Source organism: Mucilaginibacter sp. P1_D10 (genome assembly GCF_056406215.1).
The window spans coordinates 108,844-132,026 of record NZ_JBFUAP010000011.1 but is presented as its reverse complement, the minus strand read 5'-3'; the positions used below and the strand labels follow the sequence as shown (position 1 = coordinate 132,026).

28 protein-coding genes are annotated in these 23,183 nt (G+C 46.9%); 11 read left to right on the top strand and 17 right to left on the bottom strand.

Features of this window, described 5'->3' with window-relative positions:
• The first annotated feature begins 504 nt into the window (after positions 1-504).
• Positions 505-1,839 carry an argininosuccinate lyase gene (argH, locus tag AC1DYT_RS18320; protein WP_477470980.1) on the top strand — a complete coding sequence of 445 codons (1,335 nt, stop codon included), beginning with the start codon at positions 505-507 and terminating at the stop codon, positions 1,837-1,839.
• 7 nt (positions 1,840-1,846) lie between these two features.
• Here the strand turns inward: argH and AC1DYT_RS18315 are convergent, their stop codons facing one another.
• Positions 1,847-2,590 carry a DUF6263 family protein gene (locus tag AC1DYT_RS18315; RefSeq protein ID WP_477470979.1) on the bottom strand — a complete coding sequence of 248 codons (744 nt, stop codon included), beginning with the start codon at positions 2,588-2,590 and terminating at the stop codon, positions 1,847-1,849.
• A gap of 61 nt (positions 2,591-2,651) precedes the next feature.
• Between AC1DYT_RS18315 and AC1DYT_RS18310 the strand changes: the two genes are divergently transcribed.
• Both AC1DYT_RS18310 and AC1DYT_RS18305 read left to right on the top strand, forming a co-directional pair.
• On the top strand, positions 2,652-2,849 hold the full coding sequence (locus AC1DYT_RS18310; protein ID WP_128534462.1) for a YwbE family protein: 198 nt from the start codon (positions 2,652-2,654) through the stop codon (positions 2,847-2,849).
• 103 nt (positions 2,850-2,952) lie between these two features.
• A complete protein-coding gene (locus AC1DYT_RS18305) occupies positions 2,953-3,645 on the top strand; it encodes a DUF1345 domain-containing protein (RefSeq protein ID WP_477470978.1) in 693 nt (230 codons plus the stop codon).
• Positions 3,646-4,013: 368 nt separating this feature from the next.
• Here the strand turns inward: AC1DYT_RS18305 and AC1DYT_RS18300 are convergent, their stop codons facing one another.
• The 4 genes from AC1DYT_RS18300 to AC1DYT_RS18285 form a co-directional block, all read right to left on the bottom strand.
• Entirely contained in the window at positions 4,014-5,606 is a 1,593-nt protein-coding gene (locus AC1DYT_RS18300) for a Vps62-related protein (protein WP_477470977.1), read from the bottom strand.
• Positions 5,607-5,707: 101 nt separating this feature from the next.
• Complete coding sequence (locus AC1DYT_RS18295; protein ID WP_477470976.1) at positions 5,708-7,030, bottom strand: MFS transporter; 1,323 nt, start codon at positions 7,028-7,030, stop codon at positions 5,708-5,710.
• A 193-nt stretch (positions 7,031-7,223) separates the two neighbouring features.
• The gene (locus AC1DYT_RS18290) at positions 7,224-7,853 is read right to left on the bottom strand and encodes a hypothetical protein (RefSeq protein WP_477470975.1); all 630 of its coding nucleotides are present in this window, start codon (positions 7,851-7,853) and stop codon (positions 7,224-7,226) included.
• Between the two features lie 175 nt (positions 7,854-8,028).
• Positions 8,029-8,301 (bottom strand): hypothetical protein, encoded by a 273-nt coding sequence (locus AC1DYT_RS18285; protein WP_477470974.1) that lies wholly within the window; start codon positions 8,299-8,301, stop codon positions 8,029-8,031.
• 739 nt (positions 8,302-9,040) lie between these two features.
• On the opposite strand from AC1DYT_RS18285, the gene AC1DYT_RS18280 reads away from it, so the two are divergent.
• A complete protein-coding gene (locus AC1DYT_RS18280) occupies positions 9,041-10,327 on the top strand; it encodes a DUF2851 family protein (protein WP_477470973.1) in 1,287 nt (428 codons plus the stop codon).
• Between the two features lies 1 nt (position 10,328).
• Complete coding sequence (locus tag AC1DYT_RS18275; protein WP_133236895.1) at positions 10,329-10,550, top strand: PspC domain-containing protein; 222 nt, start codon at positions 10,329-10,331, stop codon at positions 10,548-10,550.
• Between the two features lie 68 nt (positions 10,551-10,618).
• Here the strand turns inward: AC1DYT_RS18275 and AC1DYT_RS18270 are convergent, their stop codons facing one another.
• The 9 genes from AC1DYT_RS18270 to AC1DYT_RS18230 all read right to left on the bottom strand — a co-directional run bounded on the left by AC1DYT_RS18270 (position 10,619) and on the right by AC1DYT_RS18230 (position 17,589).
• Positions 10,619-11,551 carry a DUF72 domain-containing protein gene (locus AC1DYT_RS18270; RefSeq protein ID WP_477470972.1) on the bottom strand — a complete coding sequence of 311 codons (933 nt, stop codon included), beginning with the start codon at positions 11,549-11,551 and terminating at the stop codon, positions 10,619-10,621.
• 46 nt (positions 11,552-11,597) lie between these two features.
• Positions 11,598-12,119, bottom strand: a complete 522-nt coding sequence (cysC, locus tag AC1DYT_RS18265; RefSeq protein WP_477470971.1) for an adenylyl-sulfate kinase — start codon at positions 12,117-12,119, stop codon at positions 11,598-11,600.
• Positions 12,120-12,132: 13 nt separating this feature from the next.
• A complete protein-coding gene (locus AC1DYT_RS18260) occupies positions 12,133-13,254 on the bottom strand; it encodes a sulfotransferase family protein (RefSeq protein ID WP_477470970.1) in 1,122 nt (373 codons plus the stop codon).
• Positions 13,255-13,360: 106 nt separating this feature from the next.
• Positions 13,361-14,125, bottom strand: coding sequence for an SDR family NAD(P)-dependent oxidoreductase (locus AC1DYT_RS18255; protein ID WP_477470969.1), 765 nt, complete (start codon positions 14,123-14,125; stop codon positions 13,361-13,363).
• Between the two features lie 239 nt (positions 14,126-14,364).
• The gene (locus AC1DYT_RS18250) at positions 14,365-14,751 is read right to left on the bottom strand and encodes a helix-turn-helix domain-containing protein (RefSeq protein ID WP_477470968.1); all 387 of its coding nucleotides are present in this window, start codon (positions 14,749-14,751) and stop codon (positions 14,365-14,367) included.
• Positions 14,752-14,857: 106 nt separating this feature from the next.
• Positions 14,858-16,471 carry an amidase gene (locus AC1DYT_RS18245; protein WP_477470967.1) on the bottom strand — a complete coding sequence of 538 codons (1,614 nt, stop codon included), beginning with the start codon at positions 16,469-16,471 and terminating at the stop codon, positions 14,858-14,860.
• Between the two features lie 69 nt (positions 16,472-16,540).
• Positions 16,541-17,050, bottom strand: a complete 510-nt coding sequence (locus AC1DYT_RS18240; protein ID WP_477470966.1) for a hypothetical protein — start codon at positions 17,048-17,050, stop codon at positions 16,541-16,543.
• Positions 17,051-17,114: 64 nt separating this feature from the next.
• Positions 17,115-17,327: a hypothetical protein gene (locus AC1DYT_RS18235; RefSeq protein ID WP_477470965.1), complete on the bottom strand. Its 213-nt coding sequence runs from the start codon at positions 17,325-17,327 to the stop codon at positions 17,115-17,117.
• Between the two features lie 46 nt (positions 17,328-17,373).
• Positions 17,374-17,589, bottom strand: coding sequence for a hypothetical protein (locus tag AC1DYT_RS18230; protein ID WP_477470964.1), 216 nt, complete (start codon positions 17,587-17,589; stop codon positions 17,374-17,376).
• A 77-nt stretch (positions 17,590-17,666) separates the two neighbouring features.
• Between AC1DYT_RS18230 and AC1DYT_RS18225 the strand changes: the two genes are divergently transcribed.
• The 4 genes from AC1DYT_RS18225 (at position 17,667) to AC1DYT_RS18210 (ending at position 19,664) form a co-directional block, all read left to right on the top strand.
• Complete coding sequence (locus tag AC1DYT_RS18225) at positions 17,667-18,443, top strand: DNA-formamidopyrimidine glycosylase family protein (protein ID WP_477470963.1); 777 nt, start codon at positions 17,667-17,669, stop codon at positions 18,441-18,443.
• Positions 18,444-18,521: 78 nt separating this feature from the next.
• Complete coding sequence (locus tag AC1DYT_RS18220) at positions 18,522-18,791, top strand: hypothetical protein (RefSeq protein WP_477470962.1); 270 nt, start codon at positions 18,522-18,524, stop codon at positions 18,789-18,791.
• 61 nt (positions 18,792-18,852) lie between these two features.
• Positions 18,853-19,341, top strand: a complete 489-nt coding sequence (locus AC1DYT_RS18215) for a ferritin-like domain-containing protein (protein ID WP_477470961.1) — start codon at positions 18,853-18,855, stop codon at positions 19,339-19,341.
• A 2-nt stretch (positions 19,342-19,343) separates the two neighbouring features.
• Positions 19,344-19,664, top strand: a complete 321-nt coding sequence (locus tag AC1DYT_RS18210) for a hypothetical protein (protein ID WP_477470960.1) — start codon at positions 19,344-19,346, stop codon at positions 19,662-19,664.
• A gap of 49 nt (positions 19,665-19,713) precedes the next feature.
• Here the strand turns inward: AC1DYT_RS18210 and AC1DYT_RS18205 are convergent, their stop codons facing one another.
• From AC1DYT_RS18205 to AC1DYT_RS18195, 3 genes are all read right to left on the bottom strand, one after another.
• A complete protein-coding gene (locus AC1DYT_RS18205) occupies positions 19,714-20,106 on the bottom strand; it encodes a hypothetical protein (RefSeq protein ID WP_477470959.1) in 393 nt (130 codons plus the stop codon).
• Between the two features lie 41 nt (positions 20,107-20,147).
• Positions 20,148-20,783 (bottom strand): HAD family hydrolase, encoded by a 636-nt coding sequence (locus AC1DYT_RS18200; protein WP_477470958.1) that lies wholly within the window; start codon positions 20,781-20,783, stop codon positions 20,148-20,150.
• A 178-nt stretch (positions 20,784-20,961) separates the two neighbouring features.
• Positions 20,962-21,486 carry a hypothetical protein gene (locus tag AC1DYT_RS18195; RefSeq protein WP_477470957.1) on the bottom strand — a complete coding sequence of 175 codons (525 nt, stop codon included), beginning with the start codon at positions 21,484-21,486 and terminating at the stop codon, positions 20,962-20,964.
• Between the two features lie 269 nt (positions 21,487-21,755).
• On the opposite strand from AC1DYT_RS18195, the gene AC1DYT_RS18190 reads away from it, so the two are divergent.
• Positions 21,756-22,637, top strand: a complete 882-nt coding sequence (locus tag AC1DYT_RS18190) for a helix-turn-helix domain-containing protein (RefSeq protein ID WP_477470956.1) — start codon at positions 21,756-21,758, stop codon at positions 22,635-22,637.
• Positions 22,627-23,070, top strand: a complete 444-nt coding sequence (locus tag AC1DYT_RS18185; RefSeq protein WP_477470955.1) for a DUF983 domain-containing protein — start codon at positions 22,627-22,629, stop codon at positions 23,068-23,070. The genes AC1DYT_RS18190 and AC1DYT_RS18185 overlap by 11 nt, the downstream gene beginning before the upstream one ends.
• Positions 23,071-23,183: the final 113 nt, after the last annotated feature.

Genomic DNA, 23,183 nt, shown 5'->3' with positions numbered 1-23,183 from the left:
ATCGCCTACTTGTGCCACCCAGCCCGTAAAAGGGGTACACTTTGCTTATGACCAGAAATATCGTAATTATTGATATCATCATTAGCATTACATGAATCCACGTTAACCATTTATACCAAATTATTTTCTTGGCTATGACGTACAGCATCCAAGTAAATAGGAAGTAAATAGCTCCAAAACCAAACAGGAAATTAGGTTGTATAACGAAGTAACTATCGTGCATTTGGAAATCGATACTTCCCTCAGATGGTATAAAAGAAAGCAGAAAAAAACCTAAAGCAAACAATCCGAATAGTTCATACGGCCGTTGCCTGATATTAAGAAAGCGTTTTAGGGCCAGGCGCATGTAAGAGGCTTAAGCTGTTTGAGGTAAAGATAAGGAATTGTAATATCATCTTCTATCATCCATACCAATCAAGAAAACTTTGCGTCTTGGCGCCTTTGCGTGAAACCCCTTTGCCAACTTACATGCTAACAACCCCCATTTAATTTTATATTTGCAGCATGGCAAAGCTTTGGCAAAAAACGACTAACGTAAACCAATTAGTAGAGAACTTCACCGTAGGTCGCGACCGCGAGCTCGACCGCGAAATGGCCGCTTTTGATGTGCTTGGTTCCCTTGCCCATACCACTATGCTGGAGAGCATCAGCCTGATGAGCGCCGAAGATTTGGCCCTTGTACAACAGGAACTGAAAGCTATTTATGCCGATATCCAAAACAATAATTTTACGATAGAGGATGGTGTAGAGGATGTGCATTCGCAGGTAGAGATGCTGCTTACCCAACGCATTGGCGATGCCGGCAAAAAGATACACAGCGGCCGCTCGCGTAACGACCAGGTGCTGGTAGATCTGAAACTTTTCTTCCGCCATAAGATACAGGAAGTGGTTGAGGAGGTAGATAAACTCTTCCGCCAGCTTATCACACTCAGCGAACAGCACAAAGAGGTTTTGCTGCCCGGTTACACCCATTTACAGGTGGCTATGCCATCATCCTTCGGTCTTTGGTTCGGTGCTTACGCCGAAAGCCTTGCCGACGATCTGGAAATGGTGCTTGCCGCCTGGAAGATCACCAATAAAAATCCATTAGGTTCTGCCGCAGGTTACGGCTCGTCCTTCCCTTTGAACAGGACCATGACCACCGAACTTCTTGGTTTCGAGAGCCTCAACCATAACGTGGTTTACGCGCAGATGGGCCGTGGCAAAACCGAGCGCATTATTGCGCAGGCGCTATCTTCCGTAGCGGCAACGCTGGCCAAAATGGCTATGGACCAATGCATGTACCTGAGCCAGAACTTCGCATTCGTAAGCTATCCCGAGAATTTGACTACCGGCAGCAGCATCATGCCGCATAAAAAGAACCCGGACGTATGGGAAATTATGCGCGGCAAATGCAACCGTCTGCAGGCCCTGCCAAACGATGTAGCCATGATGACCACCAACCTGCCATCGGGTTATCACCGCGAACTGCAATTACTTAAAGAACTCCTGTTCCCCGCCTTTGCCGATTTGCTTAACTGCCTGCACATGGCCACCTTTATGCTGCAGAACATCAAAGTAAACACCGATATTTTAGCCGACCCCAAGTACGCCTACCTCTTCAGCGTAGAAGAAGTAAACCGCGCAGTATTGAACGGCACCCCCTTCCGCGATGCCTATAAACAAGTAGGCCTGGCGATAGAGCAAGGCGATTTTAACCCCGATATGAACATCAGCCACACCCACGAAGGCAGCATCGGCAACCTGCAAAACGCACAGATAAGCGCCGCAATGGATAAAGTGCTGGGTAGCTTTGGGTTTGAGAAGGTGGAGCAGGCTATCGCTGCGCTGGTAAAATAAGTAATATTTACTGCGTAAAGATTGACATTAGTGCCCTGCCATTTACGGTTGGTAGCTTAGTTTCCATATAGCCGGTAAGCAACTTGCCGGTTTTTAAATCAATAGTGTACTTTCCTGTCGATTTAGCATCCGCTGTTAAGGGTTTTAGAGACAGATCGGCTTCAACGGCAATTATAACTTCTGTGTCGGTGATTTTGTCTATGGTGTACTTAAAAGTATTTTCCCTGTTCAGGATAGGATTTTTACGCTTAGCTGTCCACGTATATCCTACGCTGACAGGTTTTTCTGGAAACACCAATTGAGCCACATTAATATCTATGGGAGCCTCAACAACAGCGCCGCTCCAATTTTTAAAAGGCTGCACAACAACGCCCCGGTTATTCATAGTTAGGGTGTAGTTTTCTGACAACGCTTTCATGAAAGATTGATGCATTTCGCGCTGTTGGTAGTTCATGTCGGCTCCATTTTTTCGGGAATCGTAGTCTTCTTCCTGTCCCATCACTTTGCTATGTGTTTTAAGCGCAACGAGTTTGCCCGCAAAAGTAATATTGTCGCCATTAACGGAATCTACTGACAACTTCATTTCAGTCTCGTTATTGATCTCAAACTCGCTGGTACCGAACGTTTTTTGTTGGAAAATATAAGTAATTTCGTCACCGGGGCTATAATGCAGCCTCAATAAAACCGGCTTTTTGTTGCCGCATCCCAAAAAAGTTAATGGTAGTAAGAGTAATAATAGTTTAGATTTCATTTGCTTAATTTAGCAAAGTTGAAGCAAACTAATGCTCGATGAGTAAATTTATATATCAGGTATGAACGGACAAAACAGGGCAGACATATACCCCGGCCTCGAAGTAGATATCATCCTTAAGAAAGACCAGCGCAGCGGCAAGCTTACCCGTGGCATAGTAGAAAAACTGCTTACCAGTTCGGCATTCCATTCCCGCGGAATTAAGGTACGTTTGGAAGATGGGCAGGTTGGCCGCGTGGCGGAAATTGTTGAGGATTAGTTCATAGTTGATGGTTCATGGTGCATGGCCGGAGGGTTGCAGCTACCATGAACCATGAACTATAGGCCATGAACCAGCTATCAACTATGAACCATGAACTAAAATGAACCACTACGTAAAAGAACCCCAAAAATATCTCCTCCTTCGGCTCGATGCGCATTACCGGCTATATATCTCCTTGTTGATGGGGCTGGTGGCTTTCTTTTTTGCGCGGCATATCCCTTCGGTGCCGGCGGTTACGCTTATCGTTTGGATAGCCGTAGCTTTGAGCATCATCATTCTCGATTGGATCATCATCCTATGGGCACACCCCCGCGAGATTCGCCGTATAGCCAGCCTGGAAGACAGCAGCCGTTACCTGATCTTCATCTTCGTGATGACGGCGTCGCTGGTGAGCCTGGTAGCCATGTATCTGCTGCTCAAGTCGACAAAAGGGCAATCCGATGAAACCGTGAGCGGCTACATTATTTTAGCCATGAGCGCAGTAGTAATATCGTGGTGGCTGGTGCATACCGTTTACACCATGCGCTACGCCCACCTTTATTATACTACAGACGGAGGAAAAAAAGCACCCCTTGGCGGCCTGGAATTCCCCGCAGATATGAAAGACCCCGATTATCTGGATTTTGTGTACTTCGCCTTCGTTATCGGCATGACCTTCCAGGTATCTGATGTGGTGATCACCTCGCGCCGTATCCGCCGCATCGTATGGGCGCACGGGCTTATCGCGTTTGCGTTTAATACCGCGATCGTTGCGTTGAGTATCAATGTGATATCGGGGCTGGTATCTAAGTAGGAGGAAGAATATCGAACACGGAATGCTGAATATCAAGTTCACCCAATCGTGACTACCTGATCCGCTTACCGTTCGTCAGGCCGGAGATTTACCGCTGGCTTCTTTCAGATTCGCAGTCATCCGCGACACTCTTACTCTGGGTTAATGATTCCCACTATCAAGGACCGTTTGGGCCTTACACCTTATAGTTTTCGGACAAGCCGAGCGCAAATAAAACAATAGCGGCCTTATTAAAAAACAAGGCTGCTATTGTAAAACTCACAAACACATATTCATAATTATTTAATGATATTCAGATAGCCCAATTCCGTTGATAATTGTAAATATCCCTTACATTATCCACTGCTTAGGAATAGCCTCGAAGATATTTATTTAAGAGCTGAAAACGAGTTGCTTTTAGTAATGCGGGCGTCATTTGCTAAAGATATAACTGGCGGCAATGGCGGCTTCACGGGTTCCGGCCCGGCAAATGATCTTTTATACCACGGGCCTAATGGGCCTGTCGTTTCTTTCTTAATCCCAACCTCGCCCCACGCGCCGGCATAGTCGCGCCAAGGCTGCAAAATAAGATCCAAAGCATAATCTGTTACGGCATATTGATAGCCATTGTCACAATGGTCGGTACCATAGTTATAATTACCAATGGCGGGATACATGGCATGCGTACCATAAGCGCTGTAAATAGTTATAGTGGGGATATTATTTGTTACAGATGTAATCACCTGTGCTATCGGAACCGTTTGGCTATTGGTGTGCTGACTTAGCGTTATACTCACCAAACTGCCGCTTGAATTTTTATTGATAATAAAATTCTCCCAGTCTCCCTGGTGAGAAAGACCGATACCTGCACTTATCTCTGCGTTGTCGTAACCATAAAATAGCCAGTATTGTATTTTGGTGCCATCAAGTGATGGATACCTAAAAACGGGTACAGCACCACTTGGGTTAAGGTCACCAACCAGGTTATTATCCGGCTCCAGAAAAACGCCGTGCCGGTTAGGGTCTCTTTTATCGTCCATTGGCCTCAGATTAACCGTGGAAGGACTGGATGTTTTATAACTATTGATTATGGATACGGGGATATCATAATTGTCAGGATAGTTATGTGAGTTACTGCCCTCTACAAAACCGCCATAGCTTTTGCTCCAGCCATTGTCGGCACCCCGGTCAACCTCTTCTCTAAACCGCGATGCATGGATAAAATCAATAGGGTTCATCGGGAAATACGTCTCCCTTGAATTCATTCGTACGATCACCCTATAGTTTGATGGTGCCGGTATTGGCGTATTAGGGTCAAACACGCATGTTGCGCTGGTAAAATTGGTAGGTCCATTTTCATCTCCGCTGTGGTGCCTCCCTGTCATTAACTGGAATTGGCCTGTTCTGTACCATCCAATCCGGGATTCACTTACATTGGCTGTACTGGTCACATCTGTATTGATGGTTGTTGCCATACCGTTAAATTTTATAACGCCGGTTTGATAGGCCGTTTGGCCATTTTCATCTCCACTATGCTTACGGCCGGTTATAACACGCCCCACCACAGCTGTAAACCCCGCACCTGCTACCGATTCTTTAAATGAAGGTTCCCACCGCACATCTTCGACGGTGATATTACCAGTTAACCGGTTGCCGGTTGCATCAATGGCCTTTAATGACGAATACTCATAATAGGTAGTGCCATTTTCGTCACCCGTGTGCGATCGCCCGGTTAATACATCATAAAACGGACAAGCAAACTCACTGCTGCTTTCTTTCAACGGATTGGATTGAGCTCTGGCATCCGGCACAATGCGTATGGCACCGGCAGGTATTGCATTTACAGTAAGCCGGGGCGTGATGGCCGTTGCTTCGGCTTGTTGCTGTAAAACTTCATCTGCAGGCGATGTTTTTTTACAAGCAAAAGCCATAATACATACTAAAATTAAACCTGCATTTTTGAACGTAAATTTTTTCTCCATATAGCTATTTGTTAAGTCTTAAATATATAACTTAATGGTTAATTTTTTATTAACTTTTAATTATATAAAATCATACTTACAATAGATTGAAAAACCTTTAACTAACAGCCTGTCTCCTCTTCAATTTTCGAATGCTTCTGCGTATCAACCATGGTGATATAAATCGCCAGCGATACCGCTATGCAAAGCGTAACATACCAGTAGAACCACTCCTGGTGGCCGGCGTTCTTGAATAGCAGGGCAACGTACTCCGCCGTGCCGCCAAAGGCCGATACCGCGATGGCATAAGGGAAGCCTACCCCGAGGGCCCGCACATGCGCAGGGAAAAGCTCGGCCTTTACCACGGCATTGATGGAGGTATAATTGCTGACGATGAGCAGCGCAGCCATGATAAGCGCAAAGGCGGTCCACTCGTTTTTGGTATTGCTGAGGGCCATCATGATGGGGATAGTGGTGAGCGTACCTAAAATGCCGAAAACCCTCAGCATGGGTTTGCGGCCAATCCTGTCGGAGATGTAGCCGTACAGCGGCTGCACCAGCATAAAAACAAACAGCGTGAGGGTTGATACCAGCGTAGCCGTATTCTTGCTGAAACCGCTGGTGTTCACCAAAAATTTCTGCATGTAAGTGGTGAAAGTATAAAAAGCCACCGTGCCGCCAAGCGTAAGGCCTATAACGGTAAGCACAGCTTTTGGGTGCTGCATCAGCGCTTTGATGGTACCGCGGTTGCTATGCTGCTGTGGGGTGGTCGATTTGCGGGTAAAGGCGGCAGGCTCGTGCAGGCTGCGGCGCAGGTACATAGTGATGATGGCCAGCACGGCCCCTATGCCGAAAGGGATGCGCCAGCCCCATAGCTTCAATTGGTCATCCGTAAGGAAAACGCGTTGCAGCAGCACCAGCACGCCCAGGGCAATCAGCTGCCCCATAATGAGCGTTACGTATTGGAAACTGGAGTAAAAACCACGGTGCTTTTTGGCCGCCATCTCGCTGAGGTAGGTGGCGCTGGTGCCGTATTCGCCGCCCACGCTAAGGCCCTGTATAATACGGGCAAACACCAGCAATATAGGGGCAGCTATGCCGATATGGTGATAATCGGGCGTTACAGCGATAATCAACGAGCCCGCGCTCATCAGCAAAACCGACCAGGTGAGGGCTGCCTTCCGGCCATGCTTATCGGCAAAAGTGCCCATCAGCCAGCCGCCAAGCGGGCGCATCAAAAAGCCGATGGCGAATATGCCGGCCGTATTCAAAAGCTGCACCGTTTGATTGGCCTTCGGGAAAAACGCATCGGCAAAGTAGAGCGAGAAGGCCGAGTACACATACCAATCGTACCACTCCACCAAATTACCCAGCGAACCGCCTATGATTGATTTGATGCGGCCTGCGGTGGTGATTGGCGTATGTGCGGTGGCGGGTGCTGTCATGATTGGTAATGCAGTGATTTTACAGGCAAGATATAAATTTAATTCTGAACCATGATTTGTAGGATTAGAGGATGGCCATGAAACAAAAACTATAGGGAAATCATTGAAATCCTTAAATCGTGTGAACGGCAAAGCCCTCTTGAGCACTTCTGAAAATAAATAACCCGCGAAAAATCATGGTTCAGAAGCAGGCCTACGCTTTTGCTTTTCGCGTTTTTATATGAGCGAAATCCTCCGCTTTTGTAAAATATTCCAGCCCGAGGATTAGTAGCGTGGGCGCGATAAAGTTTACCTTTTGTATGCCGGGCAACAACTCCCAATTACTGGTACCCCATAGGTACACGCCGTAGTAAAAAACCAACACAGAAATTACGCAGAGGAATTTAAACAGGCTTAGCTTTGTTTTGAGGATGATAGCCGTAGTAACGATGATGCCCGTCCAAAACAAAGTGGTCGAAACAATCAGCATCGAATCGTGCAGGGATGGTATTACGGTCAAAAAAGTAAAAAGAATATTGGCTAACCCAACATATTTCAGGATGTAGCCGGCAATCTTATCCGGTATTTTCTTAGCCATATTGATAAAGAAAATGGCATAGCTCACGGGGAAAAGCACCATGGCCAGGCAAGCCCATACCCTTGATGTATTTTCGGCACCGTTCAATGCTTTTGCTGCGAACAGGTTACTGATAAAGTTGTGTGCCCAGCTAAACCCAATGGAGTCTTGGTCCACCCGGGAGCCGCCGGGGTAAACAGATACGGCAATCGCCGCGATGATAGAAGATATTATTATGCCTATCAGTACTGAGTACTTCTTAATCATTTGTTTATTGTGTTGGTTTTAAGTGCCAATGAGAGTAAATTCATGCTGCATTGTTACAGCTTTATTATCGACGAAAAATCGACGGCCAATTTACTACCTCGTATCATGCCTAAACTAAGGCATTGGCCAGCATTGAGAAAATTCAGGATTTCTTCGGTGGGCTTACTCTTCGCATTTAATTGGTGTTATCCTTTTTACTTATTGCCAGGCATTTCTTGTTCATTTTTTGATAACTCGCGGTTTGGTTAAAATTGGGTTGCATAATTTCATTAGCCGAAAAGTCGGTTTGCATGCTGCTTATTAAACAATCACAATACTTATCTACATCGTTGGTTTTTTCTATACCAGTCCCTTTTAACTTATCTTTCAGCTGTTTTTTCATTATGCCTGCCATTGTTGGTGTAATGGTAAGCTTCGTTGTGGAATCGACCGTTATCGATTTATCCATGCAACTTTGATAATACTTAACTATCAAATCCTTCTTCTCCCAAGATAATTTATCCCAATTCCCATCTTTAAGTAGTTTCAATTTTTGTGGATCGTTTTTTAAGTCGGCGTACAATCGGGGGATCAGGCACTTGCAAAGCTCAACCGGTTCAACCGAACCGCCGAAAATTTTGCTATTTATTTCAACGCAGGCCTTTATTGGAATCTCCACATTTTGATCTACAATAACCACCTCACCGTTAGTTTTGCTTTGCCCGCAAGCCGCGTTACTAATGATAAAGCATAGTGCGCAAAGTCGTAATATGAATTTTGCCCGTCCCGTCATATTAAGGTTGAGAGTTTAATTAGCAATTTGATTAACTCCCGAATATACATAAATACAATACAGCCAATTAAAAAACGGACTGTACAGCTCCAATTGTTTTTAAACTCATCTTTCCTCGTCCGATGCTTTTCGCCGGCGGACTTTTGCACTACGTTTATTTCAGGGCAGTGCAGTTTTTCATTATGCCGCAAAAGGCTCTTGCTATCGAAAATGCTTCCGGGCGGTGCCATTGCACTAGGGTTTAGGTTGGTTGCGATGATACAAGCCGAAAAAAACGCCGGGGCAGTAAAAACGACCCTTTTTTTTGTCTATTGTGGCAAAAACACGGAAATTTCCGACGGTATTTTTGGCAAAAACCGGCGTAAATTCCCCGATGCGGATTTGCATTCGGCAGTATTGTTAATTACCTTGCTTCATGCTTTTCACCGAAGATTTTCTGCACTACGTTTGGAAGTTCCGCCTGTTCGACAGGTTAGATTTGCGCACCACCGAGGGCGAAGAGCTGGAGATTTTTTCCGCAGGGCAACATAACACCCATGCCGGGCCCGACTTCCAGAACGCCCGTATCCGCATTGGAGATACCACATGGGCCGGCAACGCCGAACTACACCTCAGCTCGTCCGACTGGCAACGCCACGGGCATACTGGCGATGGTGCATACGATAACGTAATCCTCCATGTAGTACACACTGACGACCAGCCTGTTACGCTACCATCGGGCCGCCGTGTGCCCACGCTGGAATTGAAAAACCGCATCAGTGCGGATCTTTACCAGCGTTACCATAACCTTGTTTTCGGTAATCAAACTATTATCCCTTGCGAGGCCAGCATAGGCCGGGTAGATCCGCTCACCATGCAAAACTGGCTCACCCGCGTGCTGGTAGAACGCCTGGAAAAACGCGCAGAGACGGTAGATGCTACCCTGGCCCTCAACCGTGGCGACTGGGAAGAAACCTTTTACCAATACCTTGCTGCAAATTTCGGGTTCAAAACCAATGCGTTACCCTTCGAGTTGCTGGCAAAATCGCTACCGCAAAACATCCTCGCGAAGCATAAAAACAACCCGTTGCAAATAGAGGCCCTGATATTCGGCCAGGCCGGATTTTTAGAAAACGAACCCACGGACGAATACCCGCGCAGCCTGAAAAAGGAATACGATTACCTGCGCAAGAAGCTAAAAATCAACCAAATAGAAAACCACCTTTGGAAATTCCTGCGGATGCGGCCGCAGAATTTCCCTACCATTCGGCTTGCGCAGTTTGCCGCGCTGGTGGTGCAAAGCAACCACCTGTTCTCGAAGATACTGGAGGTAAAGGAAGTGAAAGAACTGCGGAAGCTTTTTTCCGGCATACAAGTGAACCCTTATTGGGAGAATCATTATCGTTTTGATAAGGAGTCGCCGCCTGCGGCCAAGCATTTTGGGCAGGCATCGGTAGATACCGTATTGCTTAATACGGTGGCATTGTTCCTGTTCAGTTACGGCAAGCATATGCAACAGCAATATTACATTAGCCGGGCTTTAAAACTTTTAGAAAATATTCCCGCTGAGAATAACCATGTTACGCAAGAATTTGCTACCTTAGGGGTAAATATTTTCACCGCATTCGAATCGCAGGCACTATTGGAACTAAAAAACAATTATTGCGATTATAAGAAATGCCTGCACTGCGGCGTTGGAATAAAAATATTAAAACCAGTCTGATATGTTACAACGGATCATCACCTTTTTCGAGCGCTACTCTTTCGGGGTATGCACTTACCTGGGCGAACGTTTCAACGTGTCTATCGCCAAGATAAGGTTGTTTTTTATCTACTCGTCGTTCCTGGCGGTAGGTTTCCCGCTCATATTCTACTTCTTTGCCGGCATTGTATTAGATTTCCGCAACTACATCAAACGTAGCCGTACACGTGCTGCGGATATGTAGGGCCGGATGTACAGATGCCAGATTTCAGATGCGCTGATGATGCTGGATTTGCCAAACTATTGCATTTTTTAAAACAGCTGAGGAGCGCCCGAAAGCCCATCGTCTTTACTGATAAACGTTGGCCGCAGCAGGTGGGTGCCCAATCGTTGGTTCAGCTTATCTATCACGTAATCACATAGCTCAGGGCTATAGCGTTCATCGTGCTGGTGCATAAAAAACCAAACGGACTGCAGGCCCAATTCTTTCCATTGCATAATTCGGTCTACCCACTCGTCGCAACGGCTGTAATCGGTTGGGTGCAGGCTGTTGCCCACAAAGCGGATAAAGGCATGTGGCGTAGGTAGCATCATGTGCAGGCAATCGCGGCGGCCGCTGGCATCGGTTAGTATGCTGCCGATATTTAGCCGCCTGAACATACTGAAAACGGCTTCTTTGTTCTCGGGCACCGCAAACCAATCTTTATGTCGCAGTTCCACAAATACGGGCACATCTGTAGGCAGGCTTTCCAGGTAGGCCGTCAGTTCGGGCAGGCTTTTGGGCGTATAATTATCGCTCAGCTGCAAAAACAACGGCCCCAGCTTATCACCAAAGGCCATAATACCTTCGTAATAAGCAGTGGTAATTTCCTCGGCATTCTTCAGCCTGCGTATGTGGCTGATACTCTGCGAAAACTTGGGGCAGAATTTAAAATCGGGACTGGCATCAGCCTTCTCCTTCCATTTGGCTATAGTGGCCGGGCCGTAGGTTTGGTAAAAAGTGGCGTTAAGCTCTATGCAGTTGAAGTGCTTTACATACTCATCTAAAAAGTTCGCGTCTTTGGTTTTTGGTGGATAAATTTTGCCTACCCATTCTTTACGCCCCCATTTGGCGCAGCCCGCTCGTACCTGCAAGGGCTGGGTTGTGCCGGCGTTGCGTAAGGTTTCCAGGGTGAAATCCGGATTGGGCGGCAGGGTGAAATCTACCAGATTAAGTTGTTCTTCGGGTACGCGGCCAAATTCCATATTGCTATAATTTTTGGCAAGATAAGCAGATTTAGAATTCGACGGCTTATTTAATCGAAAGAATAAACGCCAGCAACTTTTGCGCCGATGCATCCTCCGTTTCGGTATCTGTATGGATAATTAAGTGCGGGTTTGCAGGCGTTTCGAAGGGGTCGTTCACACCGCTTAGATTACATATCCTATCAGGATGGCCAGTAGGGAGCATAGCTTTCCGGTAAAGCTGCTTGGTATCGCGCTGTATCAAAACATCCAGGTTGCAGTTGATGTAAACGGTCATAACGTTGCCGTAAGCTGCTTCAATTTCCTGCCGGATATCTTCGTACGGGTTTATGGCGCAAATGATGGGGACGATGCCGTTCCGAGCCAACACATCAGCCACAAAAGCGAGCCTGCGGATATTCTCGTTACGGCCTGCGCGGGAGAAGTCGAGGTCGGCGCAGAGCTTTTTGCGGTACGCATCGCCGTCTATTACCTCGCATTTCAGGCCACGTTCCATCACCAAACTTTTAACCTTATTGGCTATGGTGGTTTTCCCCGCGCCCGATAACCCGCAAAACTGAATAATCATTATAGTTAATGGTTTAAATAAATAATTTGTACTTCATCCTAAGCCATACCTTGCGGAATAAACTTACCTCCGGCAATTGATAGCCCAGCTTAGCGGCCTGCCTGCCCAGGTAAGCGGCAACCAATTGCTGTTCATCCTGACTTAGCACCTCACGACCCGGTCCATCGGCTTTCCGTATTTGCCCCGATGCCGTCCCCGCCGCAAAAGAACTGTTGGCATCCGCAGGTACGCCAGCTACCGTGGCCTGTTGTAAAATGGACAGGTTTTTGATGCCCAGAAACGCCGCCATACGGGCTATTGCCTTTTCCGGCTCATCGCATAATTCCTCGTATTGCACCAGCAAATAAGCAGGGTTGTTTAAAGCAGCTTCGCGACGCGCGATACGGTAAGACGCCTTCAGATCGCGCAGGGCACCACTTAGTGCCGCCCCCGGTTCCATTACCTTGCGCGAGGCGATAGTAGCCAGCGGATGGCGCACCACATGTATAATGCGCGCATCGGGTGCTTCCTGCCAAATGCGGGCGAGGAAACGTTCGTTGGTGGGTGTTTTATCTACCCAGTAAGCCGCCGAAAGTGCGTTGTTGCAAGCCGCATAAGCCAGTGCCACAGCTACATAGGGCCATTGCGTGCCCGGCTTTTGCTCCAGCGCTCGCCACCAGCCAAGCAGGTAGCGTGCAAAATCCACGTAAGGCGAGGCCTCTCCCTTACTACGGCCCAGCAACCAATAAGGCGGCTGATTGATGGGGTTCGCCAGCCGCCGCAGCCATTCGGTGCCGAGGTGGGCCGCCCATTTATCGGCAGGCAATTGTTTTAACTGATGCTCCAGATTGGTGTAAAATGTGCCCTCGGACGGTAATACGCTAAGGCTGGGGTGCCCATCCAGCAGGTTTCGTACCAGTGTAGTGCCGCTGCGGTGCACCCCACAAATAAATACGGGTTGGGTGGCGAGGTTGATCCCATCCTCGGCCTGTTGTTTGCAAAGCGGCATAGGGCCCAAACGTTCAGCTGCCGCCCATACCAGGGCCGACCAGCCCTTAGCCGCCTCCAGCAAAGTCGTCGGCGGGCTGCCCGTCAACCGTTTTGGGGGCAACAGGGTATCAAGCTTCTCTTCGGCTGCTATAATTGACGCGAGCATTGCGGAGGTTGGGATTTATAGGCAATACTCTAAAAACGTAAAAAGGGTTGCGCGAGGACCATTTTATATGCCTTTGCGCAACCCTTTATTTTATACGATAAGCTTGTTACAAGAACATACCGCCCGAAGCCTCTATCCTTTGCGCGTTTATCCAGCGGGCATCATCTGAACACAGGAAAGCGATCACACCGCCGATATCGTCAGGCTGACCGGGGCGGCCAAGTGCGGTTATCGACGAAATAAAATCGTGCATGCCCGGATGGCTATCGAAAGCCCTTTTGGTGAAATCCGTTTCGATGATGCCCGGTGCTACCAAATTGGCGGCAATGCCGCGGCTGCCCAACTCTTTAGCAAGGTATTTGGTAAACACCTCTATAGCGCCCTTCATAGATGCATAAGCAGCATAGCCAGGTGTGGCGAAACGGGTAAGCCCGGTAGACAGGTTGATGATGCGGCCGCCATCGGCAATGATACCCAGCAGGGTTTGGGTTAAGAAGTAAACGCCCTTGAAATGCACGTTGAACAGACTATCGAAATCTTCCTCGGTAGTTTTGGCAAATGGCGATGCGGCATCAATACCGGCATTGTTGATGAGGAAATCGAAAGTATCACGGCCCCATTTTTCCTGTAAAACATCGGTTAAGGCGGTTTTGAATGCCTCGAAAGATGATACCACGCCTGTATCTATCTGCAGCGCGGCGGCCTTTAATCCAAGCGCTTCTATCCCGGCCACTACTTCGTCGGCTTCTTCCTTCTTGCTGCGATAGGTGATGATAACGTCGTTACCTTTTGAGGCCAATTTTAATGCAGCGTTTTTACCAAGGCCCCTGCTTCCGCCTGTTATTAATGCAATTTTGTTTGTCGGTTCCATTATTTTGTTTTTAGATGATGATGCAAAGTTGCAGCAAAATCCGCGCTAAAAAATGGTGACAGCTTCAGAATAAATGGTGACAGTTTCAGTATTTGACACGATTTGGACAGGATTTAGGGATTGAAGGATTTAACAGGATTATTTCGTCTGAACTCGAATTTTAAGGAATTCACGAATTATCAGAATCAAGAGCCGCCTTTCAATTCTGTAAAATTTCATAAATTCTTTAAAATTCGAGTTCAGACAGCCTCCTCCACCAGTTGCTCCTTATACTGCTTGGGCGTAACGCCCTCGAAGCGTTTGAAGAATTTGGTAAAGTTGGATGCATCGAAGGTGAGGATGTAGGCAATTTCTTTGATGGGCATATTTTGCTGCAGCATGCCTTTGGCAATTTCCATGATGCGTTTCTCGAAGAAGAAGCAGGGGGCCTTGCCCGTGGTTAGCTTGATGGTATTGCTTAAATGCGTAGGGTGTATATGCAGTATCTCCGCAAAATCGCGTATCTCGAACATGTCCGTCCGCTTTTCGTGCAGCACATCGTCCAGATGCTTATCAATCTCCTTCAGGAAATCGGCTGTGATTTCGTGCTGGCGGGCTAATACCTTTTTTGGGATGGGCTGTGGCATCAGATGGCAGTTTTCAGTGAGCAGTTTGCAGTTTAACAAAGCTAATAAGAAAACCAATAACAAACCATGCCATATAAATGACGTGGTTTGTATAGTGCCGTAAAAGCTATGCTTGCAAAGTTGCCTTAAATTCCGGTTTCTTTCGTTTTTTAGATGCCTGCTCGTAGGCGTAGGCCAGCGTTAACAACTCGCCCTCTTTCCATGCGGTGCTGAAGAAGGATAGCCCCATGGGCAAATCGTGCCAGGCACCCATCGGTACCGTGATATGCGGATAGCCTGCCATTGCCGCGGGCGTAGAAAAAGAGAAGCCGTTATCGTAATCGCCGTTGATGATATCGATGCAGCTGGCGAAACCGTTGGTGGGACCGCAGATGGCGTCCAGCTTATTATCTGTAAGGATCTTATCTATCGCCGTGCGGCTCACCCCTGTAGATTTTGCCAGGGCATCTATGTATTCCTTGCTCTTCAGGTCGCCTTTGGTTTCGGCCAGCATCATATCTTCCTGTTTAAAAAATGGCATAGCGGTGGCCTCATTTGCCTTGTTGAAGGCAATTACGTCGGCCAGGGTCTTCACCTTAGCATTGGCGTTGGCCAGGTATTTATTTACGCCGTCTTTAAACTCGTACAGCAACACCTGGAACTCCGAGCGGCCCGCTGGTTCCAGCGCTTTGTTAACCTCTACCTCTACAATGGTCGCTCCTTGCTTTACAAGGGTTTCCTTGGCCTCTTTGATAAGGGCAAGCGTACCATCGTTAGCATGTTCTATTTTCTCGAAGCCGATGCGTTTGCCTTTGAGGCCGTCGGCGTGCAAAAACGTGGTATAGTCCTTTTCCGGTTTGGCCTTGAGGGTGGCGCTATCGTTCGGGTCAGCGCCGGCCAGGGCACCCAGCAAAATGGCTGCATCGCGCACGGTGCGGGCCATAGGGCCGGCAGTATCCTGCGTGGCAGAGATAGGGATGATGCCACTTCGACTCAGCAAACCTACCGTTGGCTTAATGCCCACCAAACCGCTTACCGATGCAGGCGACACTACCGAGCCATCCGTTTCGGTACCGATGGCAATAGCGCATAAATTTGCCGAGGTTGCCGAGCCGGAACCCGAACTGGAGCCACTTGGCCCCCTATCTAAAACATAAGGATTTTTAGTTTGCCGCCCCCTGCTGCTCCAGCCGCTGGTAGAACGCGAGGATCGGAAGTTTGCCCATTCGCTCAGGTTGGTTTTTCCCAGTATCACTGCGCCTGCTTCACGAAGTTTGTGTACAATGAAGGCATCCTGCTTAGCAAAATGGTCGGCCAGGGCCAGGGAGCCTGCCGTGGTGTGCATGTTATCGCCGGTATCTATATTGTCTTTTATCAGCACGGGGATGCCGTGCAGGGGGCCGCGTACCTTGCCTGCTTTACGTTCCTTATCCAGGCCATCGGCTATATCCAATGCGCTTTTGTTAAGTTCGATAATCGCGTTAAGTTTCGGTCCCCCTTTGTCTATAGCGTCTATCCGCTTTAAATACAGTTCGGCAATGGAGCGGGCGGTATGTTTGCCATCCTGCATCATCTTCTGCAATGCGTCTATGGTCGTCTCGTTCAATTCGAAATCATCGGCAGAGGGTGTGTCCGTTCCTGCTTTGGTATCGGTGGATGGGCTGCTGCACGATACCGCGCTTAGTGTAGTTATGGTTAGGCCGGCTAGCGTGCCTGTCTTCAAAAAATTCCTGCGTTGCATATTGGGGCGGTGGTATTAAAATCCATCCCAATTTAAGGAAAATTATAGCCGTTTATCTACAGCCGGAAATTAATTCGGCAAAAACTCCGGCTTAACGGGTGGGGGTATTTTCAAGTCGTTATTAAAATTAGGGAGTAAACGATGCAGCGTGTTCACAGGCATACTGCCTACGTCTAAAAAAGTCCAGTTTTTGCCATTATCGTTGCTTACGCCTAGCAGGTACGATTTGCTATGGTAACGCCCCGCAGATGCGGTAATGATAATATCTTCGGGCAGCAAGCAGAAAAGTTCGTTACCCGAGCGGTAAAATTTACCCGGGCTGCCTATCGAACCATTGATACTGGTGATGCCCTGGCTTTTCAGTTCCTGCATGCGCTCTACGATGAGTTGGTGTAGCTTGTCCTTACCGCCCGATATAGCAATAAGGCTGGGATGGGTGTATGCAATAACTGTTTGATAATCCTCCTTGAAAGTCGCCTCGGCCATGAGGTTAGCCTGATGCTTTACGATGGCCGTATCCTGGGCGTGGAGGGCGCTGAAGGGGAGCAAAAGGAGCAATAGCAGGCGGAGCTGTTTCATGGTGGTTGGGCGCAAAACAGGTGGTTTAGTATTGTTTTGCCTGATTAAAATGAAATGCTGATGTCTAGGAAAATAATTTAATCAAAACTTGCGACACATTATTTTTGATTACAGCGTTTACGCTTCCGGCTTTTCTAACAATAATATTTTTATCAGCAGTAAAAATCCGGGTCGGACGGATGTTGGAAGATACTGGAAGCTGGCCACTTATAAAATCAGACGAGGTTAAAGGAACCGCAAAACCATCGGTGTTTTGTTGGCTCGTTATCTGGCACAAAATAATAGGTCAGAAAACGGAAACGGGATAATTACGATGTCGCCTTTTACAAACTTTGCCATGCAATATCCTCTTCGGGGCTTAACCAATCTTTTGCCAAGGCTTTTTCACTGGCAAAATGTGTTAAAATAGCATCTGTGGCATCCTCGCGATGCGCTTCTTCAATGGTAAATGCAATTACTTCTACTTCCTTACCCACGTAATCTGCCGGCACTTCAATAGAAATGCTTTTTGTTGCAGATTTTATAATCGTTCTTACCATAACCAAATATACATATTTTTTAAAATTAGTAAATCATCTTAAGCCTAAGTACGTTTGTAACATAAAAAATCATCGCCATGCCCGAACTACCCGATCTGCAAGCCTTCAGCTATACGCTCCATAAAAAACTGCACGGTAAAACACTTAAAGAGGTTATCGTACATAATCCTAAAAAACTCAACGTAAGCGCCGAAGCTTTGCAAAGCAAACTGACCGGACAAACCCTGCAAAAGGTTTACCGCGATGGCAAGGAGCTTTATATCAAATTCAGTGGTGGCGATGTATTGGCCCTGCACCTGATGCTGCATGGCAAGCTGTTCCTGTTCGAGGGCGAAAACACCAACAAATACAGCATCATAGAACTATTGTTTACCGATGGCAGCGGGCTGGTGCTTACCGATTTCCAGGGCATTGCCACCCCCACCCTCAACCCCGAAGAAAAAGAAGCACCGGATGCCGCGGACGATAAAGCCGGCGCAGATTACTTAACTGCAAAGCTGGGTAAAACAAAAACTGCGGTAAAAACGGTGCTTTTAGATCAGAAGATCATCCGCGGGATAGGTAACGCTTATGCCGATGAGATACTATGGCATGCGGGGATCTCGCCCTTCTCTGCCGGAAACAAAATCCCTGCCGACAAGATAAAAGACCTCGCCCAGGCCATCCGTTCGGTATTGAAAGATGCGGAAGAGAAAATATTGGCATCGAATCCCGAAATCATCAATGGCGAGGTACGTGATTTTATGCTGATACACAATTCCAAGAAGAAAAACAGCCCAACCGGCGCGCCTATCCTGGTAAAAGAAGCCGGCCGCAAAACCTATTATACCGAAGAACAGGAGCTTTATAGCTAACAGGAATGCGATAGCCCGGCTTGAATGTATTAAATGGCACAGGAATTGCCTTAACCGTAGGATAATTTAATTAACGCTATGGAACAATTCCTTACAACCGTCCTCCACTTCTTTGTTGTTGTTATGATGGCTGCGTTTATCGTGGGCTGCATAACGGCCCTCACCGGGTCTTACGACCATTGGGGTAACCGCTATGTTTTAAAGGCACGCCGGAGCCGCCTGATACGCAATAAGGCACGCCAGGCTCGGCTGGCCAGGGGCCTGGCCGAACACCAAAACTTAACCCCTTATCGTGCACGCAAGGTTAACAAGAAAGCCAATATTTATGTGGTGGGAAACATGGCATAAATTCGTCAAAAGTAAAACAATTAACCAAAATGTTATGTTATTTAATCAAAACAAACATAACATGGGAACGTTGCAGCATATCCTCCACCAGATATCAGCGTTGAATGACCTGATAAAAGTTAATAACGACCGCGTAGCCGGTTATCAAAAAGCCATAGAGGGTACCGACGACCTTAGCCTGAAGTCGGTTTTTGAGGGTTATGCCGACCAAAGCAAAGGCTACGTTACCGAACTGAACGATTATATACATCAACTGGGCGGATCACCCGCCGAGGGCACCACGCTATCGGGCAAGTTTTACCATGCCTGGATAGACGTGAGGGCCGCTTTCAGCAAACGCGACGACCACTCGGTACTATCTGATTGCGAATATGGCGAAGACATTGCCAGAGGCTCATACCGCAAGGCAATTGACGATAAAGAACTGATTTGGGAAGATGAGAAAGTGGTATCTTTATTAAGCAATCATATTGCCGGGCTTAAGATGGCCCACGATGCCATAAAGGCCCTGCGCGACTCTGTGGCCCTTAAAGAAAAGCAGGAAGCATAGCCATGGATAGCCCCGACCAGGATTTCTTTAAAGAGTACAAGCCGTTGCACGTACCGCACAAGTACGATGCAGCGGCTTCTCTGCAAGATAATGTGGTATATGCCCTTGCGCAATTAGAATACGCCAATGCCTTACAGGTTGCCCTAAAGCTTTGGCAGCACGACCCGCAAACTGAATTGGCAACCCACCAAAAAAACGCGGAAGAAGTGCTTACGCACCTGTTTGATAAAGGCTTGATAAAAGGCGACGACGAGGCCGAACGGCAATATAACCTGAGCAAGATACTAGTGCAAAACTCGGGCAAGGCAGATCCGCTGTATTAGATATAGCGGTCGTTAATAACTTCTAAGCCGTCAACCAGGCCAAACCCTATTAGGGCAGCGTTGGCGTTGCAGGCGTTGCCGTCATTACGCTATCTACCACAAACTCGCTTACGCCGCGCCATGGCAGGGCGTGGATATATTCTTTATAATGCAGTTCCATAGTGGCACCTGCACTGTGGTTAAGCTTATCGGCCACTTTTTCATCAGTAACCGAAAACATAAATTCGTTTGATTGAATACCGCCACCCTGCGCCTGCGTACGGATACCGCTTTGTATGAGGCGACCCTCGTAAGTCTTGAATACGTAACCCTTCTTTACGAAGTAGTTGAGCGTGCCGGCCTTGGTGCCTTCGCCAAAAACAAAGTAATAGCGGTAGTAAACAACCCCAACCAAAACGAGGATAACAACTAAACCTATGATGGTGAATATGCGGCTTTTCATAGCGGTGTATTTTGTGTACGCAAAGCTAACGCAATTGCGGCCTATAAGTTTAAAAAATGATGGCTGAGCGCGTTAAAATCATCAAACTTCAGATCGTAATCGTCGGTTTGGCCAAAGCCGTAGCTTACGAATACGAATGGGATGCCCGCCAGGCGCGTCTGATACCCATCGCCCTCCGTGTCGCCCACGTAAAACGGATTCTTTAAATCGTATTTATCGGTAAGCAGTTTGATGTTGTGCTGTTTGGGCATAAAGTTTACGCCGTAGGCAATCTCGTCTTTAATATGCGCATCAATGCCGGCCCAATCAATAAACTGCCGGATAACGCCAGCTGCGCAGTTGCTCAGGATGAACAGCTGGTAATGTTGCGCCAACTGTTGCAGGCCCTCCTTTACGCCATCATATAAAATGCCACCCATCTGCGGTATCAGCACTTTGCGTTTCTCGTTTACCTGTGCGTATATCTCCCAGCGTTTATCGGGTTCAAACTCGGGCAGTATTACTTCTATCACCTTTTTGCCCTCCCAGCCTACCATACCGGCGAGCTGTGCGCGGTCTATTTTTTTGTCGAGGCCCAGTTCGGCAAACATCACGTTCCAGGAGTGCGCGTAAGTATCCACAGCATCCCAAAGGGTGCCATCCATATCAAAAATAAGGCTATCGGGTTTTGTAAGCATAGCGGTGAAATTAAAAAATATATCTCAATTGAAATAAGTGGTTTTTTTAACCGCAAAGAACGCAAAGATTTGAGTGATGCATATACACAAAGAGCACGAAGCCAGTTTGGTTAAGATTTGACAACTTTCGGAAAGTTGTCAAATCTGTAGATATGTATCGGAATTAATAGCAATAGAGTTAACGGCGCATCAAATTGTGATGATTCATTTGTCTTTTGTAGATCTCCTGATCGAGTTTATAGAAGTAAAAGGTGCTGTGAAATACTTTGTTATATAAGATTTTGTTTCGTATATCGAAACTGAAAGCAGACGTTGTTCCGAGTTTTTTATATATTTTCAAAAGCATTTCATGGACTATTGGTTCCTGTATTGCGGTACAACTAATTCCAAGAAAAAACATATCATTTTGCTCCGTCGGCTCTTTTTGCAAATCGAAATATGTAAACACTCGCTCATCAAGCCGACTATGAAAAACTTCAACAGAATGGTTCAAATGGTTGTTATAAACCTTAACAACCAATTCCCTGTCGAAATCAATCTCCAGAAAATTAAAAACATCTAATATTTCGGTTCCGGATAATTCACTGTCCCATTCACAGGTATCTCTCAGCAACTCGTCAAAGCAGCAATGGAAATAAAACTCAACATATTTACGATGCCCCGAACCATTTAAATTACCATGATGAAGATCGGAACTTACCATTAATTGAAAAGTTTATGGGTTTGATTTTTAAAGTTAAATAATTAAACCACCAATATTTGAATTAACTACATTATAACTTATTCAATACTTTGCGCCTTAGCGCCTTTGCGTGATAAACTCTCCGCCTTGCATTCTTTGTGCTTCTTTCTTCGTGTTCTTTGCGGTAAAATAAACTCAACCAATTGGCACAATTTACTTATCAGTAAATAATACCATAATAGTGATATATATCACCATTACAGTTTGCCTTGCTTAGGTATCTTTGTACCATGAAAAAAGCATTCCCGGTTTATGATATCTGCGCGCTGAGCGATCATCAGCACGATGATTTGCTCATCAGCCGGTTTGCGCCTTACCTGCAGAAGCACCAAAACCTTAGCCTGCCGCATAAGCATAGCTTTTACCATGTGGTGTTTTTTACCGAAGGCGGCGGAAAGCACGCCATCGACTTCAAAAGCTTTGCAGTAAAGCCTTACCAGATATACTTTATGGTGCCAGGCCAGGTACACAGCTGGAGTTTTGAGGGGCCGGTGGATGGTTTTATCATCAACTTTTCTGCCTCGTTCTTCCAATCATTTTTGTTGAGACCCGATTACCTGGATAATCTGCCGTTTTTTAGTGGCAACATTGATGATGAAGTAATTAATTTAACCGGTGATGCCCAACAAGCCGCAGTAACTTTATTTGAGCAATTGCTGCAGGAAAGCAGCCAAACCAGCCGCCTGGGCATGGATATGATAAAAGCGCTGATGCTGCAACTATTTATTACAGTGACCCGCCAAAGCGAAAGCAAAAACCCTGTACTTGCACCCAATTATAACTACACGTTGTTGCAAAGCTTCCGCAAGCTTACTGATATGCATTTTGCTACCCTGCGCCTGCCGAAAGATTATGCCGCCCTGCTTTACATTACGCCCAACCATCTTAACGCATTGTGCAACGATATGCTGGGCATATCTGCCGGCGAAGTGATACGCAACCGCGTGATACTGGAAGCCAAACGCCTGCTGGTAAACCTGGACATGAATATTGCCGGCATTGCCGATAAACTAAACTTTGCCGATAACTCGTACTTCACCAAATTCTTTAAAAAATACACCGGGCAAACACCCGAAGAATTCCGCAAACAAACCCTTAGCCATGAACACTAAAAACCTGACGCCCGCCAAACCGATATCGGCCCTCGAGGGCTGCATAAAAGCCAAATGCCCCCGTTGCCGCCGCGGCGATATCTTCTCTACCAGCACCTATCAGTTTGCCGGCCAAAAAATGTACGATAGCTGCTCGCACTGCGGCCTGCATTACGAACGCGAACCCGGATACTGGTACGTAGCCATGTTCGTAAGTTATGCTTTCAACGTAGCGCAGATGATAACATTCGCGGTAGGCACTTACATGCTAACCCATTCCCATTCGCCCTGGCTGTATGTGGGTATTTTGATGGGGGTGATTTTCCTGTTATCGCCGTTCAATTACAGGTACTCGCGGGTAGTGTTGCTGTACTGGTTAACGCCGGGACTGAATTATGAAGCATGGCGCAGCGAGGATAAGAATAAAGGATTGACGAGGGAGCCGGGGGTGTGAATTTAGATTTTAGATTTACGATTTCGGATTTAATGAAACGTTTTGAGGCGCAAACACAAAAATCCAATCGTAATTCGTAAATCTAAAATCGTAAATCCTTAAGTCAGCTGCTC

Coding starts and splice junctions, on each gene's coding strand:
- argH (WP_477470980.1), top strand. CDS start 505: ATGGCAAAGCTTTGGCAAAAAACGACTAACGTAAACCAATTAGTAGAG.
- AC1DYT_RS18315 (WP_477470979.1), bottom strand. CDS start 2,590: ATGAAATCTAAACTATTATTACTCTTACTACCATTAACTTTTTTGGGA.
- AC1DYT_RS18310 (WP_128534462.1), top strand. CDS start 2,652: ATGAACGGACAAAACAGGGCAGACATATACCCCGGCCTCGAAGTAGAT.
- AC1DYT_RS18305 (WP_477470978.1), top strand. CDS start 2,953: ATGAACCACTACGTAAAAGAACCCCAAAAATATCTCCTCCTTCGGCTC.
- AC1DYT_RS18300 (WP_477470977.1), bottom strand. CDS start 5,606: ATGGAGAAAAAATTTACGTTCAAAAATGCAGGTTTAATTTTAGTATGT.
- AC1DYT_RS18295 (WP_477470976.1), bottom strand. CDS start 7,030: ATGACAGCACCCGCCACCGCACATACGCCAATCACCACCGCAGGCCGC.
- AC1DYT_RS18290 (WP_477470975.1), bottom strand. CDS start 7,853: ATGATTAAGAAGTACTCAGTACTGATAGGCATAATAATATCTTCTATC.
- AC1DYT_RS18285 (WP_477470974.1), bottom strand. CDS start 8,301: ATGGATAAATCGATAACGGTCGATTCCACAACGAAGCTTACCATTACA.
- AC1DYT_RS18280 (WP_477470973.1), top strand. CDS start 9,041: ATGCTTTTCACCGAAGATTTTCTGCACTACGTTTGGAAGTTCCGCCTG.
- AC1DYT_RS18275 (WP_133236895.1), top strand. CDS start 10,329: ATGTTACAACGGATCATCACCTTTTTCGAGCGCTACTCTTTCGGGGTA.
- AC1DYT_RS18270 (WP_477470972.1), bottom strand. CDS start 11,551: ATGGAATTTGGCCGCGTACCCGAAGAACAACTTAATCTGGTAGATTTC.
- cysC (WP_477470971.1), bottom strand. CDS start 12,119: ATGATTATTCAGTTTTGCGGGTTATCGGGCGCGGGGAAAACCACCATA.
- AC1DYT_RS18260 (WP_477470970.1), bottom strand. CDS start 13,254: ATGCTCGCGTCAATTATAGCAGCCGAAGAGAAGCTTGATACCCTGTTG.
- AC1DYT_RS18255 (WP_477470969.1), bottom strand. CDS start 14,125: ATGGAACCGACAAACAAAATTGCATTAATAACAGGCGGAAGCAGGGGC.
- AC1DYT_RS18250 (WP_477470968.1), bottom strand. CDS start 14,751: ATGCCACAGCCCATCCCAAAAAAGGTATTAGCCCGCCAGCACGAAATC.
- AC1DYT_RS18245 (WP_477470967.1), bottom strand. CDS start 16,471: ATGCAACGCAGGAATTTTTTGAAGACAGGCACGCTAGCCGGCCTAACC.
- AC1DYT_RS18240 (WP_477470966.1), bottom strand. CDS start 17,050: ATGAAACAGCTCCGCCTGCTATTGCTCCTTTTGCTCCCCTTCAGCGCC.
- AC1DYT_RS18230 (WP_477470964.1), bottom strand. CDS start 17,589: ATGGTAAGAACGATTATAAAATCTGCAACAAAAAGCATTTCTATTGAA.
- AC1DYT_RS18225 (WP_477470963.1), top strand. CDS start 17,667: ATGCCCGAACTACCCGATCTGCAAGCCTTCAGCTATACGCTCCATAAA.
- AC1DYT_RS18220 (WP_477470962.1), top strand. CDS start 18,522: ATGGAACAATTCCTTACAACCGTCCTCCACTTCTTTGTTGTTGTTATG.
- AC1DYT_RS18215 (WP_477470961.1), top strand. CDS start 18,853: ATGGGAACGTTGCAGCATATCCTCCACCAGATATCAGCGTTGAATGAC.
- AC1DYT_RS18210 (WP_477470960.1), top strand. CDS start 19,344: ATGGATAGCCCCGACCAGGATTTCTTTAAAGAGTACAAGCCGTTGCAC.
- AC1DYT_RS18205 (WP_477470959.1), bottom strand. CDS start 20,106: ATGAAAAGCCGCATATTCACCATCATAGGTTTAGTTGTTATCCTCGTT.
- AC1DYT_RS18200 (WP_477470958.1), bottom strand. CDS start 20,783: ATGCTTACAAAACCCGATAGCCTTATTTTTGATATGGATGGCACCCTT.
- AC1DYT_RS18195 (WP_477470957.1), bottom strand. CDS start 21,486: ATGGTAAGTTCCGATCTTCATCATGGTAATTTAAATGGTTCGGGGCAT.
- AC1DYT_RS18190 (WP_477470956.1), top strand. CDS start 21,756: ATGAAAAAAGCATTCCCGGTTTATGATATCTGCGCGCTGAGCGATCAT.
- AC1DYT_RS18185 (WP_477470955.1), top strand. CDS start 22,627: ATGAACACTAAAAACCTGACGCCCGCCAAACCGATATCGGCCCTCGAG.